The 15,207-nt window shown below is 65.7% G+C and carries 12 protein-coding genes and 1 tRNA gene; 8 read left to right on the top strand and 5 right to left on the bottom strand.

What is annotated here, in order from left to right:
• The first annotated feature begins 74 nt into the window (after positions 1 to 74).
• Complete coding sequence (locus tag CEY05_RS26625; protein WP_088600291.1) at positions 75 to 1,133, top strand: alcohol dehydrogenase; 1,059 nt, start codon at positions 75 to 77, stop codon at positions 1,131 to 1,133.
• A gap of 89 nt (positions 1,134 to 1,222) precedes the next feature.
• Here CEY05_RS26625 and CEY05_RS26620 read toward each other — a convergent pair whose 3' ends face one another.
• The 3 genes from CEY05_RS26620 to CEY05_RS26610 all read right to left on the bottom strand — a co-directional run bounded on the left by CEY05_RS26620 (position 1,223) and on the right by CEY05_RS26610 (position 3,384).
• Positions 1,223 to 1,984: a molybdopterin-dependent oxidoreductase gene (locus CEY05_RS26620; protein ID WP_088600461.1), complete on the bottom strand. Its 762-nt coding sequence runs from the start codon at positions 1,982 to 1,984 to the stop codon at positions 1,223 to 1,225.
• 19 nt (positions 1,985 to 2,003) lie between these two features.
• Entirely contained in the window at positions 2,004 to 2,654 is a 651-nt protein-coding gene (locus CEY05_RS26615; RefSeq protein ID WP_198952919.1) for a cytochrome b/b6 domain-containing protein, read from the bottom strand.
• A gap of 106 nt (positions 2,655 to 2,760) precedes the next feature.
• On the bottom strand, positions 2,761 to 3,384 hold the full coding sequence (locus CEY05_RS26610) for a hypothetical protein (protein WP_088600289.1): 624 nt from the start codon (positions 3,382 to 3,384) through the stop codon (positions 2,761 to 2,763).
• A gap of 255 nt (positions 3,385 to 3,639) precedes the next feature.
• Between CEY05_RS26610 and CEY05_RS26605 the strand changes: the two genes are divergently transcribed.
• The gene (locus tag CEY05_RS26605; protein WP_088600288.1) at positions 3,640 to 4,335 is read left to right on the top strand and encodes a heavy metal response regulator transcription factor; all 696 of its coding nucleotides are present in this window, start codon (positions 3,640 to 3,642) and stop codon (positions 4,333 to 4,335) included.
• Positions 4,308 to 5,777: a heavy metal sensor histidine kinase gene (locus tag CEY05_RS26600; protein ID WP_088600287.1), complete on the top strand. Its 1,470-nt coding sequence runs from the start codon at positions 4,308 to 4,310 to the stop codon at positions 5,775 to 5,777. Before CEY05_RS26605 ends, CEY05_RS26600 begins: the two co-directional genes overlap by 28 nt.
• Here the strand turns inward: CEY05_RS26600 and CEY05_RS26595 are convergent.
• Entirely contained in the window at positions 5,708 to 6,382 is a 675-nt protein-coding gene (locus tag CEY05_RS26595) for an O-methyltransferase (protein WP_088600460.1), read from the bottom strand. The genes CEY05_RS26600 and CEY05_RS26595 overlap by 70 nt on opposite strands.
• Positions 6,383 to 6,796: 414 nt before the next feature.
• On the opposite strand from CEY05_RS26595, the gene otnI reads away from it, so the two are divergent.
• From otnI to CEY05_RS26580, 3 genes are all read left to right on the top strand, one after another.
• Complete coding sequence (gene otnI / locus CEY05_RS26590; RefSeq protein WP_088600459.1) at positions 6,797 to 7,603, top strand: 2-oxo-tetronate isomerase; 807 nt, start codon at positions 6,797 to 6,799, stop codon at positions 7,601 to 7,603.
• 288 nt (positions 7,604 to 7,891) lie between these two features.
• On the top strand, positions 7,892 to 8,158 hold the full coding sequence (locus tag CEY05_RS26585; protein ID WP_088600286.1) for a hypothetical protein: 267 nt from the start codon (positions 7,892 to 7,894) through the stop codon (positions 8,156 to 8,158).
• Positions 8,159 to 8,369: 211 nt separating this feature from the next.
• Positions 8,370 to 9,491, top strand: a complete 1,122-nt coding sequence (locus tag CEY05_RS26580) for a GTP-binding protein (protein WP_369825994.1) — start codon at positions 8,370 to 8,372, stop codon at positions 9,489 to 9,491.
• Positions 9,492 to 10,143: 652 nt separating this feature from the next.
• On the opposite strand, the gene CEY05_RS26575 is transcribed toward CEY05_RS26580, so the two are convergent.
• A tRNA-Met gene (locus CEY05_RS26575) sits at positions 10,144 to 10,220 on the bottom strand.
• A 79-nt stretch (positions 10,221 to 10,299) separates the two neighbouring features.
• Between CEY05_RS26575 and scpB the strand changes: the two genes are divergently transcribed.
• Together scpB and rluB are read left to right on the top strand one after the other, a co-directional pair.
• Entirely contained in the window at positions 10,300 to 11,658 is a 1,359-nt protein-coding gene (scpB, locus tag CEY05_RS26570; protein ID WP_088600284.1) for an SMC-Scp complex subunit ScpB, read from the top strand.
• Positions 11,659 to 13,001: 1,343 nt separating this feature from the next.
• Positions 13,002 to 14,960 carry a 23S rRNA pseudouridine(2605) synthase RluB gene (rluB, locus tag CEY05_RS26565; RefSeq protein WP_233161733.1) on the top strand — a complete coding sequence of 653 codons (1,959 nt, stop codon included), beginning with the start codon at positions 13,002 to 13,004 and terminating at the stop codon, positions 14,958 to 14,960.
• Positions 14,961 to 15,207: the final 247 nt, after the last annotated feature.

Genomic DNA, 15,207 nt, shown 5'->3' with positions numbered 1-15,207 from the left:
CTGGCCGACAGCGCATGCCCGCCACGGCGTATTTCATCCTTCTGGTGCTGACAACAAGAACGGAGAGACATGCCATGAAATGCTATTGCGTCGTCGACTTCCACCAACCCCTGCAATTGCTCGAACAGCCGATGCCCGAAGTACAGGGCGCCGAAGTGCTGTTGCGGGTGCGGGCGGCCGGGGTGTGCCACAGTGACCTCCATCTGTGGGAGGGCGGTTATGACCTGGGCCAGGGCAAGCGCTTGTCGCTCAAGGACCGCGGCGTCAAGCTGCCCTTGACGCTGGGGCATGAGACGGTCGGCGCATTGCACGCCATGGGCCCGCAGGCCAAGGGCGTCGAGGCCGGCCGCAATTATCTGGTCTTTCCGTGGATAGGTTGCGGCGACTGCCCCGCCTGCGCGAGCGGACGCGAGAATCATTGCGCGGCGCCCCAGTCGCTGGGCGTCTATCGGCCGGGCGGCTACGCGGAATACTTGCGGGTTCCCGACGCGCGTTACCTGATCGACATCGGCGACCTGGATCCCGCTACCGTGGCGCCCTACGCGTGCTCGGGCCTGACGACCTATTCGGCCCTGCGCCAGATCGGCGCGGAAATCTACCGCGACCATCCCATCGCCATCTTCGGCGCCGGAGGCCTGGGCTTGATGGCGATCGAGATCCTGCATGCCCTGGGTGGCAAGGGCGCCATCGTGGTGGACATCGATCCCGCCAAGCGCCAGGCGGCGCTGGACGCGGGCGCCCTGGCGGCCATCGACGGCGCCGCCCCCGATGCGGCGCAGCAGATCGTCAAGGCCAATGGCGGCAAGCCCCTGCAGGCGGCGGTCGACCTGGTCGGCGCGCCGGCCACGACGGGCGCTGCCTTCGACGCCATGATCAAGGGCGGCAAACTGGTCATCGTGGGGCTGTTCGGCGGCGGCGCGACCTGGCCGCTGGCGCTGATTCCCATGAAGGCTATCTCCATCATCGGCAGCTATGTGGGCAATCTGCAAGAGCTGCGCGAGTTGATGGCGCTGGTGCGCGAGGGCAAGGTCAAGCCGATTCCGGTGCATCGTCATCCCCTGGACCAGGCCGACGCGGTGCTGGCATCGCTGGCGGCCGGCAAGGTCGTGGGGCGCGCGGTGCTGACTGCCTGAGCCGCACGGACCCCGGGCAGCCCAAAGGGGCAGCTTGGCGGGCGCGACCTGCCGCGCGGGCCGTCGGTCCGCCGCTACGGCCGCTACGTCTAGATCCCGCTGAACCAGTTATAGCCCTGGTCTTCCCAATACCCGCCTGGATAGGTATTGCTCACGAAGATCGCCATGATGTGCTTGGGATTCTTGAACCCGAGCTTGGTCGGCACCCGCAGGCGCAGCGGGTTGCCGAAATCGGGCGGCAGGGCCTCGCCACCGAAATCCAGCGCCAGGATGGTCTGCGGATGCAGGGCGGTGGCCATGTCTATGCTGGAGTAATAGCGGTCCGCGCACTTGAAGCCTACATAGCGCGCGCTCAAGTCGGCGCCGATGTGCTGCAGGAACGTCTTCAGCGGCACGCCGCCCCATTGCCCGATGGCGCTCCAGCCTTCGATGCAGATCAGCCGCGTGATCTGGCTGGCCTGTGGCAGGCCGCGCAGCTTTTCCAGGGTCCAGGGCTTCTTATCCGCCACCATGCCGGATACTTCCAGCTGGTAATCGGACAGGTCGATCTCCGGTACGTTGTACTCGGGATAGAAAGCGTTGAAAGGGAAGGGCTTGGTGATGTCGCTGGCGCTGTAGGTGGGCGCCAGCTTGTCCTGGCTGAACAGCCACGCCTGCACCTTGTCGTTCCAGCGGGACATGGCCCAAAGTACTTTGTCGAAGGTATCGCCGTCCTGCAGATTGCAGCCGGACAGCATGGCCAGGCCGCCCAGGCTCAAGCCCCCGCGCAGCAGCAGGCGCCGCTGCGTGTTGACCAGGGCGGTGCGTTGCGCCGGCTCCAGCACCAGCTTGGCCTGTTTGCGTTCCGGCATCGATCGGGTCTGCTTGCGTTCAGGCATCGTGCCGCTCCCCGGCCGGATGCAGCCTTGCCCGCCCCGTGATCATGGGCGGCAGCGTGCGGGGCACCAGCAGCACCATCAGCAGATGCACCACCACGAACAGGCCGATGCCCGCCATGGCCAGGAAGTGCACCACGCGCGCGGCCGCGAAGCCGCCGAACAGCGCGGTCAGTTCCTGCAGCTGCACTGGTTTCCAGATGGCCAGGCCCGACAGCACCAGCAGCAGGCCCAGCAGCAGGACGCCCAGGTACATGGCCTTCTGCACGGCGTTGTAATGCCCGATGCGATGGCCCAGCCGCATGCGCAGGGCGGCTATCACGTCGTGCCGCACGTCCGCCACGCTGACGCTCAGCAGGTCGCGCCGCAAATGGCCGTTGAATATGCCCGCCAGCAGATAGAGCAGTCCGTTGGCCACCAGCAGCCACATCACGGCGAAATGCCAGATGGTGGCCGCGCCCAGCCAGCCGCCCAGGGTGGCCCACTCTGGAAAGCTGAAACCGAAAATGGGCGAGGCGTTGTAGATGGCCCAGCCGCTCATGAACATGCAGGCCATGGCATAGACGTTTACCCAATGCGTCAGGCGCACCGGCAGCGTGTGGACCCGCACGCGTGTCGGCGGGCGAGGGGAGCGGGAAGTATTCAAGCGGATGTCCTGAACGGCATTGGCGTCATTGGTGACCAGGCGGTGTCCTTGGCCAGGAGCAGAGGCAGCGGCTGCCCTCCCGATCAGGCAAGGACACCGGTCGGGCTTACATCGGCGGGATGGTGCCGTCCTTGCCGATGATGACGTTCATGGCCGTCAAGGCTCCGCCATCGCCCTTCTGCGCGAAGACCAGCGCCGGCGCGCCCACCTTCATCAGGGTGGCGTCACCCGGTTCCAGGTAGACCACCGGTACATCAGGCGGCACCACGACCGTTTTCTCTCCTTCCTTGTATTTCACCTTCATCGTGGTGCCGCTGGTCGTCACCACACTGCCGACCGTGCCATTGGTCATGCTGCCTTTCTTGCCGTCGGCGCCTTCCCAGGGCCGGAAACCTTCACCCATGCCGCGCAGCGAGGCCGCGAATACATGCACTTCCAGGGCTTTCAGCGTGCCGTCGGCTTGCGGCACGGCGGCGGTTCCAACGTAGCTGTCAGGCTTGATGTCGGTGAGCTTGGCGACGGACACCGCGGCTACGCGCACATTGGCCGGCAGCGTAATGGTGGACTTCGTGCCGTTGCGGGCGGTGACTTCCAGCGAGGTGGCGCTGACCTGGTCTATCGTGCCGCGCACGGCCGTACGGGCGGGTTGCGCCGGTTGCGCATGCGCCGCGGCCAATCCGCCGGCCAGGAGTACGCTGGCTGCAAGGGCGCGAATCTGGAAAGATTTCATCGTGTTGATCTCCACACGGTGTCATTGAGACACCTGAAGTCCGAAGAAGGACGGGGCCGACGGGGCTGACGAGACCCACCGGGCCAAGGGCTCGGCGGGTCCGGACAGTCCATGCGTCGGGAACAGCGGAATCCATGATCCTCCCGGGCAGGGGACGCCAGCATGACCCGTGGATGACAAAAATGTCATCCAGTCCGCGGCGCCGGATCGATAAAATGCAGTCTCTGATACAGAGATGATGCACAGAGGTGATGCGTGCGGATATTGGTGGTCGAGGACGATGCGAAGACCGGGGAATACCTGAAAAAAGGCCTGGGCGAGTCGGGCTACGCCGTCGACTGGACGCGCAATGGCGCCGATGGCCTGCACATGGCGACAGAGACCGCCTATGACCTGGTGGTGCTGGACGTCATGTTGCCTGGCTTGAACGGCTGGCAGGTAATGCAGGCGCTGCGCGCGCAGCAGGACGTGCCGGTCCTGTTTCTTACCGCGCGTGACCAGCTGCAGGACCGCATACAAGGCCTGGAGCTGGGCGCCGACGATTACCTGGTCAAGCCGTTTTCATTTACGGAACTGGTCCTGCGCATCCGCACCCTGCTGCGCCGCGGTGTGGTGCGTGAGGCGGATCAACTGCGCCTGGCTGACCTGCACATCGACGTGCTCAGGCGCCGTGTCACGCGTATGAGCACCACCATCGCGCTGACCAACAAGGAGTTCACCCTGTTGCATCTGCTGGTGCGCCGCGAAGGCGAGGTGCTGTCGCGCACGCTGATCGCTTCGCAAGTGTGGGACATGAACTTCGACAGCGACACCAATGTGGTCGATGTCGCCATCAAGCGCCTGCGCGCCAAGATCGACCGGCCCTTCGAGCCCAAGCTCATTCATACCGTGCGTGGCATGGGTTACGTCTGCGAGGTGCGCGAATGCGCCGAAAGCGCTCCCGCTCCCTGACGCTGCGCACCGCGCTGCTGTTTGCGTTGCTGGCTGCCGTGGTGGTCAGCGTGCTGGGCCTGTACCTGTACATGTCCATGGAGGCGAACATGATCGCGCGCAGCGATGTGGGCCTGGTCGGACGGGTGGACCGTTATCGCTCGCTGATGCAACAGACGCTGAGGCTGGACGATATCCGCGCGCGGCCGCAGCTGTTCGAGAACATGCTGGGCAATGAGCAGGACATCCTGGTGTTCCGCGAGCCGAGTCACGCACCGTTGGTGAACGTCAATCCCGGCAAGCTGGCCTTGCCCGACCTGGTGCCCGTGCCGCTGCGGCAGGCCCTGACGACGGCAGCCGTGCACGGCCAGGACAGTACGCTGGGCGTGCCGGTGCGCTGGGTCACGGCGATGACGGTCACGGCCGATGGGGCCCAACTGGAAGTCAGCGCCGGCCATGTGATGTTGGGCGAGACTCGCATGCTGCGCCAGTATCGCGCGCAGATCGTGGCGTCCGTGCTGGTGGCCTTTCTGTCCATCGCCGTGCTGGGCTATGTGGCGCTGCGGCGCGGGCTGCGGCCTTTGCGCAACCTGGCGGCACAGGCGGCGGGCATCACGCCGGGCAGCCTGGACCGGCGGCTGAGCATACGGGACACGCCGCATGAATTGCGTGAAGTCACCGCGTCGTTCAACGAGATGCTCGACCGCCTGGCCGATGGATATGAGCGCATGGCGCAGTTTTCGGCCGATCTGGCCCATGAGATCCGCACGCCGATCGGCGCCTTGCTGGGTAATTGCCAGGTGGCCTTGTGCCAACGGCGCAGCCCGGAGGAATACGAGGTGGTGCTGGCCTCCAGCGTCGAGGAGCTTGAGCGCATCGCCCGCCTGGTCGAAAACATCCTGTTCCTGGCGCGCGCGGACAATGCCCAATCGGCCCTGGACTATGCGCCGTTGGACATGACGGTCGAGTTCGATCGCATCGCCGAATATTTCGAGGGGCTGGCGGAGGAGCGCGGCATACGCCTGGCGTCCCGCGCGCAGGGCCGCGTGCAGGCCGATCCCATCCTGTTTCGCCGTGCGCTTGGCAATCTGGTGGCCAATGCCGTGCGGTACGCGGATGCCGACAGTGTCGTCACGTTGAGCGCGCAGGAAGGGCCGGATTTCGTCATGGTGCATGTGGAGAACGTCGGGCCCTATATCGAGCCCGAACGCCTGCACAAGCTGTTCGACCGCTTCTACCGTGCCGACGTGTCGCGTAGCGCGGACTCCGACGCCAGCGGGCTGGGGTTGTCCATCGTGCGGGCCATCATGGTGCTGCATGGTGGCACCGCCACGGCGGAGTGCATGGATGGCGTGGCGGCGGGGACGTCGGGGCGGGTGCGCTTCACGCTGACCTATCCGCGCGAACCCGGCGCTGAGCGCATCGACAGTTCGACGTCGTCGGCGAACGGCACCGACAGGTAGCCGCTGTCCTGCGCGCGGACGCGAGCCAGATAGGCGGGGCAGCGGTCCGCGTTATCGGCGATGATCAGCGCGCCGGGCCGAAGGCGGCTCTCCAGCAGCCGCAGGACGTCGTCGTAGATGGCCTTGGCGCCGTCCAGCAGCACCAGGTCGATGCTGTCGGGCAGGTCGACCGCCAGCGTTTTCAAGGCGTCGCCCGCGCGGATTTCCACCAGGTCGTCGACGCCGCCCGCGATCATGTGCTCGCGTGCCTTGGCGACCTTGCCCGGCTCGAATTCGCTGCCGATCAGGCGGCCGCCGCCGTTGTCGCGCAGGGCCGCGGCCAGGTGCAGGGTGGAGATGCCGAAGGACGTACCGTATTCGATGATGGTGCGTGCCTTGATGCTGCGCGCCAGCATGTAGAGCAGGGTGCCGGTGTCGCGCGAGACAGGCAGCCACAGGTCTTTCAGGCGGCCATAGAGGTCCAGGTATTCGGTCTTGCTGTTCATCAGCCGATCGCGTTCGTCGTGCGGGATCGCATCGGCGGCAGGGCTGGTGGCCGCATCGGCCCGCTGGAACAGTTGTTCCAGCAAGGGCGCCAGCGGTGCGGAGGTCAAAGTCGTGGTCATGGACATGGCGTGGTTTCCGGTTTGCATGGGGAAGCGCTTTGCGTTGCGCGTTTGATTTGCGTTTGGGGTTGTGTCGGGTTTGCTGCGGGGTTGCGCTGGGTGTGTGTTCCAGTGCGTTTTTTAAATGCGATTATTTGCTCGCATTTTTAAAGAATACGACTCGCCGTGCGTATTTTCTATTCGCGTTCCTGCTCGCATTTTCTGGCGTGATCGACGAGGGCGAGGCGCGCGGATTGCCCCTGTGGGCAAGAGATTCCGTAGGGTGGGTGCCTGCCCATGGCAGGCTTCGATGCGGTGCCGCTCGCATTTCTGCTCACGATTACCGGTCACCGCTGGCGCCATCGGGCTGCGTGTTTTGCGGTATGGTGCGATCCGCAACTGCTGATTTTTTTGTCGACCCGCATGGAGGCCCGCATGGCCAGGTTTGCCGCCAATCTAAGCATGATGTACACGGAGCACGACTTTCTCGACCGCTTCCAGGCAGCGGCCGCTGACGGCTACACCGCGGTCGAATTCATGTTCCCGTATCAATGGCCGGCGCACGATATCGCGGCGCGGCTGCGCGCGGCGGGCTTACAGCAGGTCCTGTTCAACGCGCACCCCGGGGACTACGCGGCCGGCGAACGCGGCATGGCCAGCCTGGGCGACCGGCGCGAGGCCTTTCGCGACAGCATTCTGCGCGCGCTGGAATACGCGGATGTCCTCGATTGCCCGCGTGTGCATGTGATGGCCGGCGTGGCGCCGGCGGATGCCACCTGGCAGTCCCTGCGCGATGTCTACGTGGAAAACCTGTCCTGGGCCGCGGCCCAGGCTGCGCCGCTGGGGCGGGACCTGATGATAGAACCCATCAATCCGCGCGATATGCCCGGGTATTTCCTCAATCATCAGGCGCAGGCGCATGCCATCGTCCAGGAGGTGGGTGCAGCTAACCTGAAGGTGCAGATGGACCTGTATCACTGCCAGATCGTCGAAGGCGATCTGGAGACGCGTATAAGGACGTATTTGCCCGCGGGCCGCGTGGGCCATGTGCAGATCGCCGGTGTGCCGCGGCGCCAGGAGCCCGACACCGGCGAGGTGAATTATCCCTATCTGTTCACCGTTTTGGATGAGTTGGGATATGACGGGTGGATAGGCTGCGAGTACCGGCCGCGCGGGCAGACATCGGCGGGCTTGGGATGGTTGCGCCAGTGGCAAGCCGGTGCTGCTGCTGCTGCTGCGTGAGGCCGCCGGCCGACGCGCGGTTTGCGATTGATTGCTGATATTTGCCGTCGGTCACGGGTTACCCCCATCGTCGCCCTTCGTCCGTTCTGCTGCCTTGTCGGCGGATGGATGGGAGGTTGTTGCATCGCGCGCGGCTCGTTTGCAAGCGTCGATTGCAATTTGGCGGCGCGGCGGGGCGGTCGCGGGCGGTGTCGCGCACTTCTGGTAACACCCGGAAAGAGCCTGCAGTTCGTTGATTTGGCATTTGCGCGAGCATGGGGTCATAAAAACGTCCCGGAGGAGCGTGCTGTGATCAGATGGCATCATGTCGCGCGCGGCGTCATACGCGGCCGCGCATTCGCGATTGAAATAGCGTCGGTAGAGGCCGGCTTTGTTGCGCGTGCACTGGTCGACGGCATGCCGCCCATGGGTGATAGTTCAGTGTCCCACTCGGAGCAGGTGGCGGTGGGCAAGGCGATGAGCCTGGCGTATGCCTATGCGCACGGCTTGGCGTCGCGAGGAAGTGGCGCGGGCCTGGGTGAGGCGGGCGCCGAAGGGCAACGGCGCGCGGCTTGACAGTTTTGCCGCGCGGTTTTGCTCATTATCGGCAGCCTGCCAGGCGGGCCGCTCCATGGTCCGATATAGTCCCGGTTTCCAGAATATCGGACCGCTTCAATGATGGATCTTCTTGAAACGCCCCATGCGCCGCTGATTCCACATTTGCACTGCGGTGCGCTGAGTGGGCTGAATGCCGGTGCCTGCTGAAGATAGCCGGGACGCTGCCATCTTGGACAAGCGCATCGGTGTGACGGTGCTCACAGGATTTCTCGGCAGCGGCAAGACGACGCTGCTCAATCGCCTGGTGCGGACGCCCCGGTTCGCGGGTGCGGCTGTGGTGATCAATGAGTACGGCAGCGTGGGGATCGATCACCACTTGGTGCGCGGCAGCGCGGATACCGTCACGGTGCTGGAAGGTGGCTGCATCTGCTGCCTGGTGCGCGGGGCGCTGGCCGATACGCTGCGGGATCTGTTCATGCAGGCGCTGCGGCGGACGATCAAGCCGTTTCGTCACCTGATCATCGAGACCAGTGGATTGGCCAGCCCGGCGCCGATACTGTTCACGCTGCGGCATGAGCATTTCCTGGCGGAGCGGTATGTGTACGAAGGGACGATCGCGGTTGCCGATGCGCGGCAATTGGCCGGTGTGCCGTCGGCTGAGCCCATGCGCGCCCCGACGTCCACCACAGTGCCCACCCCCGACGCTTCGCCAACGCTGCTGCCGTTGCCGGCCGAGATGACGCAGCAGTTGGCACTGGCGGACCAGATTGTCATCGGCAAGGCGGATCTGGCGTCGCCACGGGAGATCGACTCGGCACGCGCGCGAGCTGGCGCGATCAATCCGTCCGCGGCGGTACACGTGCTGCGGCCGGATGCGGAACTGCCTTCCCTGTTGCTGGCGGATGGCGGCTACAGGAAAGGCAGCCCGGCAAGCGGGGCAGGGTGGTTGGGCCGTTTCGTGTCGGCGAGTGGCGAAGGCATGGCCGGCGGCCAGGGCGAAGGTGCCGAGGCCGGCATTCGGTTCAGCGCTGGTGGCGCTGCGCATGATGTGGCGGTGTGCACCCATGTCTACACCGAACCGGTCGCGCGGGCGGCATTCCTGCTGCGTATGTCTGCGTTGCAGGAGTCCCTTGGGGAATCACTGCTGCGGGTGAAGGGGCTGGTTTACTTTTCCGACGGCAGTGGACCGTGGGTAGTACACGGGGTGCACCGGGAGCTTTATCCCCTGGTCGCCCTCGACGGCTGGCCCGACCACGATCACCCCTACCAAGATCACGCTTCGCGGCTGGTGTTCATCGTACGCGGCATGTCCAGCGCGGCGTTGGCCACGATGCTGCGGGAAAGGCTGTAGCCGCCCGGATGCGGGACCGAATTCCGGGATTTTCGATTGCGTCCCGATTTTTTCCCATTCGGGATAATGCCGCGTATAATCGACCGCATACCTGCAGCGCGGTCCGGGTTAGTGCAAAGCCGCTTTGTTTTCCGGATCTGCCGTGGGGTGCATGCAGCCTGTCCGCGGCGTCCGCGATTTTCTTGATCCCGGATTCTCTCGATGCGGTTGACTATGTGCGGTCACGGCGCTGGCCATTTGTGGCGCCCGGTAATACCGCAACGGCACTCCACTTGCTCAGGATTGCATTCCAGATCGAAATTTGACGCAACGCCGGATCGGACCTCCTAAGTGATGTCCGTTGCCTGGTGCCTTGCCGCATGGTCGGCAATTCGCCCCAACCTGTCGTGTTTTCGCTGTCCTGTTTTCGCGCCCAACCTTGTTGGTCGAGGTCTTTTTGCAAGCTTTCCTTTCGTACGTACCGCCGTCAATGCCCGCGATAAGCGCAGCAGCGTTCACGCCTTCGACCTGTCGTCGCAATTCCGCACGTCACCACGCCGTAGCCGGTGCGGGCGTTGCTGCGCGCGCTTTGGTTCAAATGAACTGCGCGGCTGGGAAGCAAGCAGCAAAACAAAAAAGGCTTGGCGATTTCGCCAAGCCTTTTCTGTGTATCTGGTTGCGGGGGCAGGATTTGAACCTACGACCTTCGGGTTATGAGCCCGACGAGCTGCCAGACTGCTCCACCCCGCGTCTGAGAAAAGAATATTAACCCTATTTCAGAACTGTGGCAAGTCCTTTGCCTGTTTTTTAAGAAAGATTGAATAGATCGATGAATGAAAGCGAGGCAACTATAGTCATCGAAGCCGCGTTGCTCTGCGCAACGCAGCCGATGCCGCGCGGCGAAATCCGCAAACTGTTCAACGATGACGATGACATCGATGACGCAAAACTGGGCAGCTTGCTCGAAGCGCTGCAGCAGCTCTGGACCGACCGCGGCCTGGAACTGGTGTCGCTCGCCAGCGGCTGGCGCTTCCAGAGCCGCCCGCATATGCAACGCTATCTGCAACGGCTGGATCCCGAAAAGCCTCCCAAGTATTCGCGCGCTGTCATGGAGACGCTGGCCATCGTGGCCTGGCGCCAGCCGGTCACGCGTGGCGATATCGAGGATATCCGCGGGGTGACGGTGTCGTCGCAGATCGTCAAGACACTGGAAGATCGCGGCTGGATAGAAGTCATTGGCCACCGCGATGCCCCTGGGCGTCCCGCCTTGTTCGGGACCACACGGCAGTTCCTTGACGATCTGGGACTGCGGGCCCTGGATGAGCTGCCTCCTCTTGAAGCGCAAGGCGCGGCGGCGGCGCTGGCCGGCCTGGACCTGGGCGGCATCGAGATCGAGGAAGTCACCCCGCCCGCCCTCCAGGCTGCCCTCGACGGGACACCCGTCGAACCCGTCGCCGCGGATGATGCAGTGACGGATGCCGATGCCGGATCTGATGCCGATGCTGCAGCGGATGCTGTTGGCGATGCCGATGCCATTGCTGGTGTTCAGCCGGGCGATCCCGAAGGGGATGCCGAGTTGAGCAATGTATTTGGCGGGTCGGAAGCGTCAGGGGCGTCCGAGGCATCCGATGCCCCCGCAGATCCGCCCCTGGACGACGCAAATGTGGTTTCTGGGTCCACTCGGGCCCTTCAGCAGGAGGGAAATGTGGATATTCCGGCCGAAGAGGATGCACGGGCGGCGGCATCTGGCGTAGAATCCCCGTTATCGCCAGCCGCTGACGATGCCGCGCACGATGTGCGCCAGGCGACGGAGCGGACCGGCGCGGCTCCCGCGGATATGGCTTCCGCGAAAAATTCCGGAACTGCCGGGAACGCAGCCGACGCCGATTTGTCCATCGATCATGAGAACGAGCAGGTGTCCGCTTTGGCGGCGCCCGTTGCCGGCCGGCCAGATATGCCGCCGCCTGGGCACGACACCATAGATCAGCCCGGCGACGGGGCGCAGGTCCCTCAACCTGCCCGTACACCAGAGATAACGCCTCCCGACGTCGCGCCGGAAATCCAGCCGCGAAGTGGGGAGCCTGAAATTCCGTCACCCAAGCCGGACAACACGCCCGCAGGCTCGTCCGAGCAGTCCGACGATGAGGATGCGCACGCCGCTTCCCGCAAAGATAGAAATCCGGAGTAGTTCTAGTGACCATTAATAAGAAAGCGCAGGACGAAGTCGTCCCCGTGAATGAACACGCGAATGCTGCCGGCGCTGCCGCGCAGGATGGCGCCGCTGCGCCGGCGCGCAAGCCGCGCGCACGCCGCGTGACCAGCGCTGATGCTGCTGGCGCTGCTGACGCCACCGGTTCGGCGACTGCGTCGGCCGTGGTTGCCACGCCGGCTCAGGAAACGGTGGATGCTGCCCGTCCGCGCGCACCGCGCAAGTCGACTCGCGCCAAGGCGGCGCCGGAGACGGCGGTGGATGGGCAGTCACAGGTGGTGCAGGCGGCGGCAAGTCCCGCTGCTGTGGCAAGTCCCGCCGCTGTGGCAAAGGCCCGCCGGACGAAGGCTGGCGCGGCCGAAGCAGGCTCGGCGGACGCCGGCCAGACCGGCGCCGGCCTGACTGACGCTGGCCAGGCTGACGCGGCACCGGCCAAGAAGCCCCGCGTACCGCGCGCGCCGCGTGCGGCCGCTGCAGCGGGCGAAGTGGCATCGACGGCCCAGCGGACTGAGATGCAAAGCGACGCGCGCGGCGCTACCGGGCAGGCGGATTCGCCGTCCGCAAGCGCATCCGCCCGTACCGAAACCGCGGACGCGGCGCCTGCGCAGGCTGCACCCAAGCGCGCATCGGCACGCAAGCAGGCAGTGAAAGCAGAAGCGTCAGCCGCCCAGGCGCCGACGCCTATGGTTGCAGGGGCATCCGAGCCCTCGGCTGCGCCGGCACAGGCATCCGCACAAACGCAGGCGCCCGCGCAATCGCAGGCACCCGCACAAATGCAGGCACCCGCACAAATGCAGGCACCCGCACAAATGCAGGCACCCGCACAAATGCAGGCACCCGCACAAATGCAGGCGCCCGGCCAGGCACAGGCACCCGCACAATCGTTCGCGCCGCCCGCCAGTGGCGCGGCGGACAATGTGCCGGCCGCCGCCAACGCCGGCGACGAAACGCAGGCCCCCCGCGCACGCTCGCGCCGTCGCACGGATGCCGGCTACGTGCAGCCTGGCGCGGATGGCGCGCACGCAGGACAGGGCTCGCTGGGCGAACTCGGCGAACAAGGCGCACGCGCTTCCTCGCAGCGCGACGGCAAGCCGCCGCGCAATCGCTCCGCACGCGGCGCGAATGATCGCGGCACGAATGACCGCGGCGCGCATGCCGGGGGCGCCAATGCCCGCGGCACGGGTGCCAGGGGTGCGAATGCCGGCGACACCCATGCCGGGGGCGCCAATGCCCAGGCGGGTAATGAGTATGCATCGAATGAATCCGCCGCCACGTCCCAGGGCCAAAGCGGTGACCTGTTTGCCGCGCCGGCCTTCGAGCCGATAGCCTCGGCATCCGGCGATGCGTCCAACCCGGGCCAAGGTCAAAATCAAGGTCAAGGCGGCGAAGGCGACAACGGCGCCCGCACCCGTGGCCGCAAGTTGCGCACGCCTTTCCGCCGGCGCCGTGGCGACGCCGTGGAAAACACCGGCGGTCACGCCGCGCAAGGTGTTGCGGGTGGGCAGGGTGCCGCGGGCGCGAATGCGCCGGCTGACGGCTACGCCGCTTCCGACGCCGGCGACCAGCGCCACGATCGCGGCAACGAGCGCGAGGCCGAGCAGGCCCTGACGTACCTGGAAAAGAGCGCGCGCATGGAGCAGCGGCTGGGCAAGTACCTGAACAGCGAGGTCGTCATGCCCAAGCTGCACAAGGTCCTGGCCGACGCCGGCATCGGTTCGCGCCGGGAAATGGAAGAGCTCATCGTTGCCGGCCGCGTGTCGGTCAATGGCGAACCCGCCCACATCGGCCAGCGCGTTGCCGCCAATGACCAGGTGCGGGTCAATGGCCGCGTCATCACCCGTCTGAATACCCGCAAGCCGCCGCGCGTGATCCTGTATCACAAGCCGGCCGGTGAAATCGTCAGCCACGACGATCCCGGTGGCCGTGCCAGCGTGTTCGCCCGCCTGCCCAAGCTGCGCACCGGCAAATGGCTGTCGGTCGGCCGCCTGGACCTGAACACAGAAGGCCTGTTGATCTTCACGACGTCGGGCGAGATGGCCAATCGCATCATGCACCCGCGCTACGGCACGGAACGTGAATACGCGGTGCGCGTGCTCGGCACCATGGACGATGCGCAACGGACTTCGCTGGTCGAGGGTATCGAGCTGGAAGACGGCAAGGCCGCTTTCGGATCGCTGGACTTCATCGGCGGTGACGGCAGCAATCGCTGGTACAGCGTCACCCTGCAGGAAGGCCGTAATCGCGAAGTCCGCCGTATGTTCGAAGCCATCGGCGTGACGGTGAGCCGTCTGATCCGCACGCGCTTCGGCGACATCGTGCTGCCGACCACGCTGCGGCGCGGCCGCTGGGAAGAGCTGGATCCTAATTTGTGCACGGCGCTGATGGTGCAACTGGGCCTGCTGCGCGATGACGACGACGGCGATGGCCGTGGCCGTTCCAAGCAGCCCCAATCGCACGACAGCGCGCTGCCCCCGGGCTTCGGTACGCTGGACAACAACGGCATGAACGGCGCGCGCATCGGCCGGCGCGGCAAGCTGCAGGGCGGCAAGCCCGGCCGCAGCGGCCAGACGGCATCCTCGCCTTCCGACCCCTTCGGCACCGGCTTGATGATCACCGGCGGCTATGCCAACGGGCATCCACTGGGACATGACGGCGGTGGCCGCGGCAAGGGCAACGGCAATGGCAATGGCGGTGCCGGCGGCGGTAACGCCAAGGGCGGCCGCCGTGGCGGCAAGCGCGGTCCCGGCCAGGGTGCTCAGGGCGGCCAGGGCGCGGGTCAGGGCCGTGGGCGTCAAAGCCAGGGCCAGGGCCAGGGCTACGAGGCGCGTGGCGAAGGTTATGCCCCGGGCCAGGAAGGCCAGGAGCAGGGCCAGCGCCAGGGGCGGGGCCAAGGCCCAGGCCGCGGCAAGCCGGGCCAGAAGCCGCGTGGTCCGCATGGCGGCAGGAATCCCAATGCTCGCAAGGGCGACGGTCCGCGTCAGCATGCCCAGGGTGACGGTCCCCGTCAGCAAGGGCAGGGCGAAGGCCAGCGCCAGCACGCTCAGCCGGGCGCCGAAGGGCAGTCCAAGGGTCCGCGTTCGCCGCGTCCGCCCAAGGGCAATCGCACTGGCAAGCCGGCGGGACCGCAGGGCAACAAGCCGCGCGGTAATCGGAGTGCTGGCGGCGGCAACGGCGGTGGCAATGGTGGCGGCTCCAAGGGCGACGATTGGCAGCCGCGTGGCGCCTCGGCGCACGAGTCGCGCATCGGCATCGCGGATTTGCGCGGTCGCGGCAACCGTTAAGGCGCCGAGGCGGGCCTCATGGCGCCAGGGCAAGCCCCAGGGCGCCAGGATAGGCCTTGATGCGTCAGGACATCAGGCGTAATCCGGGACGAAGGCCGTCCCGAATTTCGTAACTCCTAGACGTAGCAAGCAATTTCCCGAAAATCTGATAAAATTCCGGGTTTCGCAGGCTCGTCGTTTGTGCCTGCCTGTGTTTGCAGCTGTTCGTACCCCGTACGCGTACTCGATACGTACAGCAAGGCACAGG

The organism is Achromobacter sp. HZ34 (assembly GCF_002209485.1).
Lineage (GTDB): Bacteria > Pseudomonadota > Gammaproteobacteria > Burkholderiales > Burkholderiaceae_B > Bordetella_C.
Note: the sequence above shows the minus strand (reverse complement) of the source record. Positions and strands in the feature narration are given on the sequence as shown.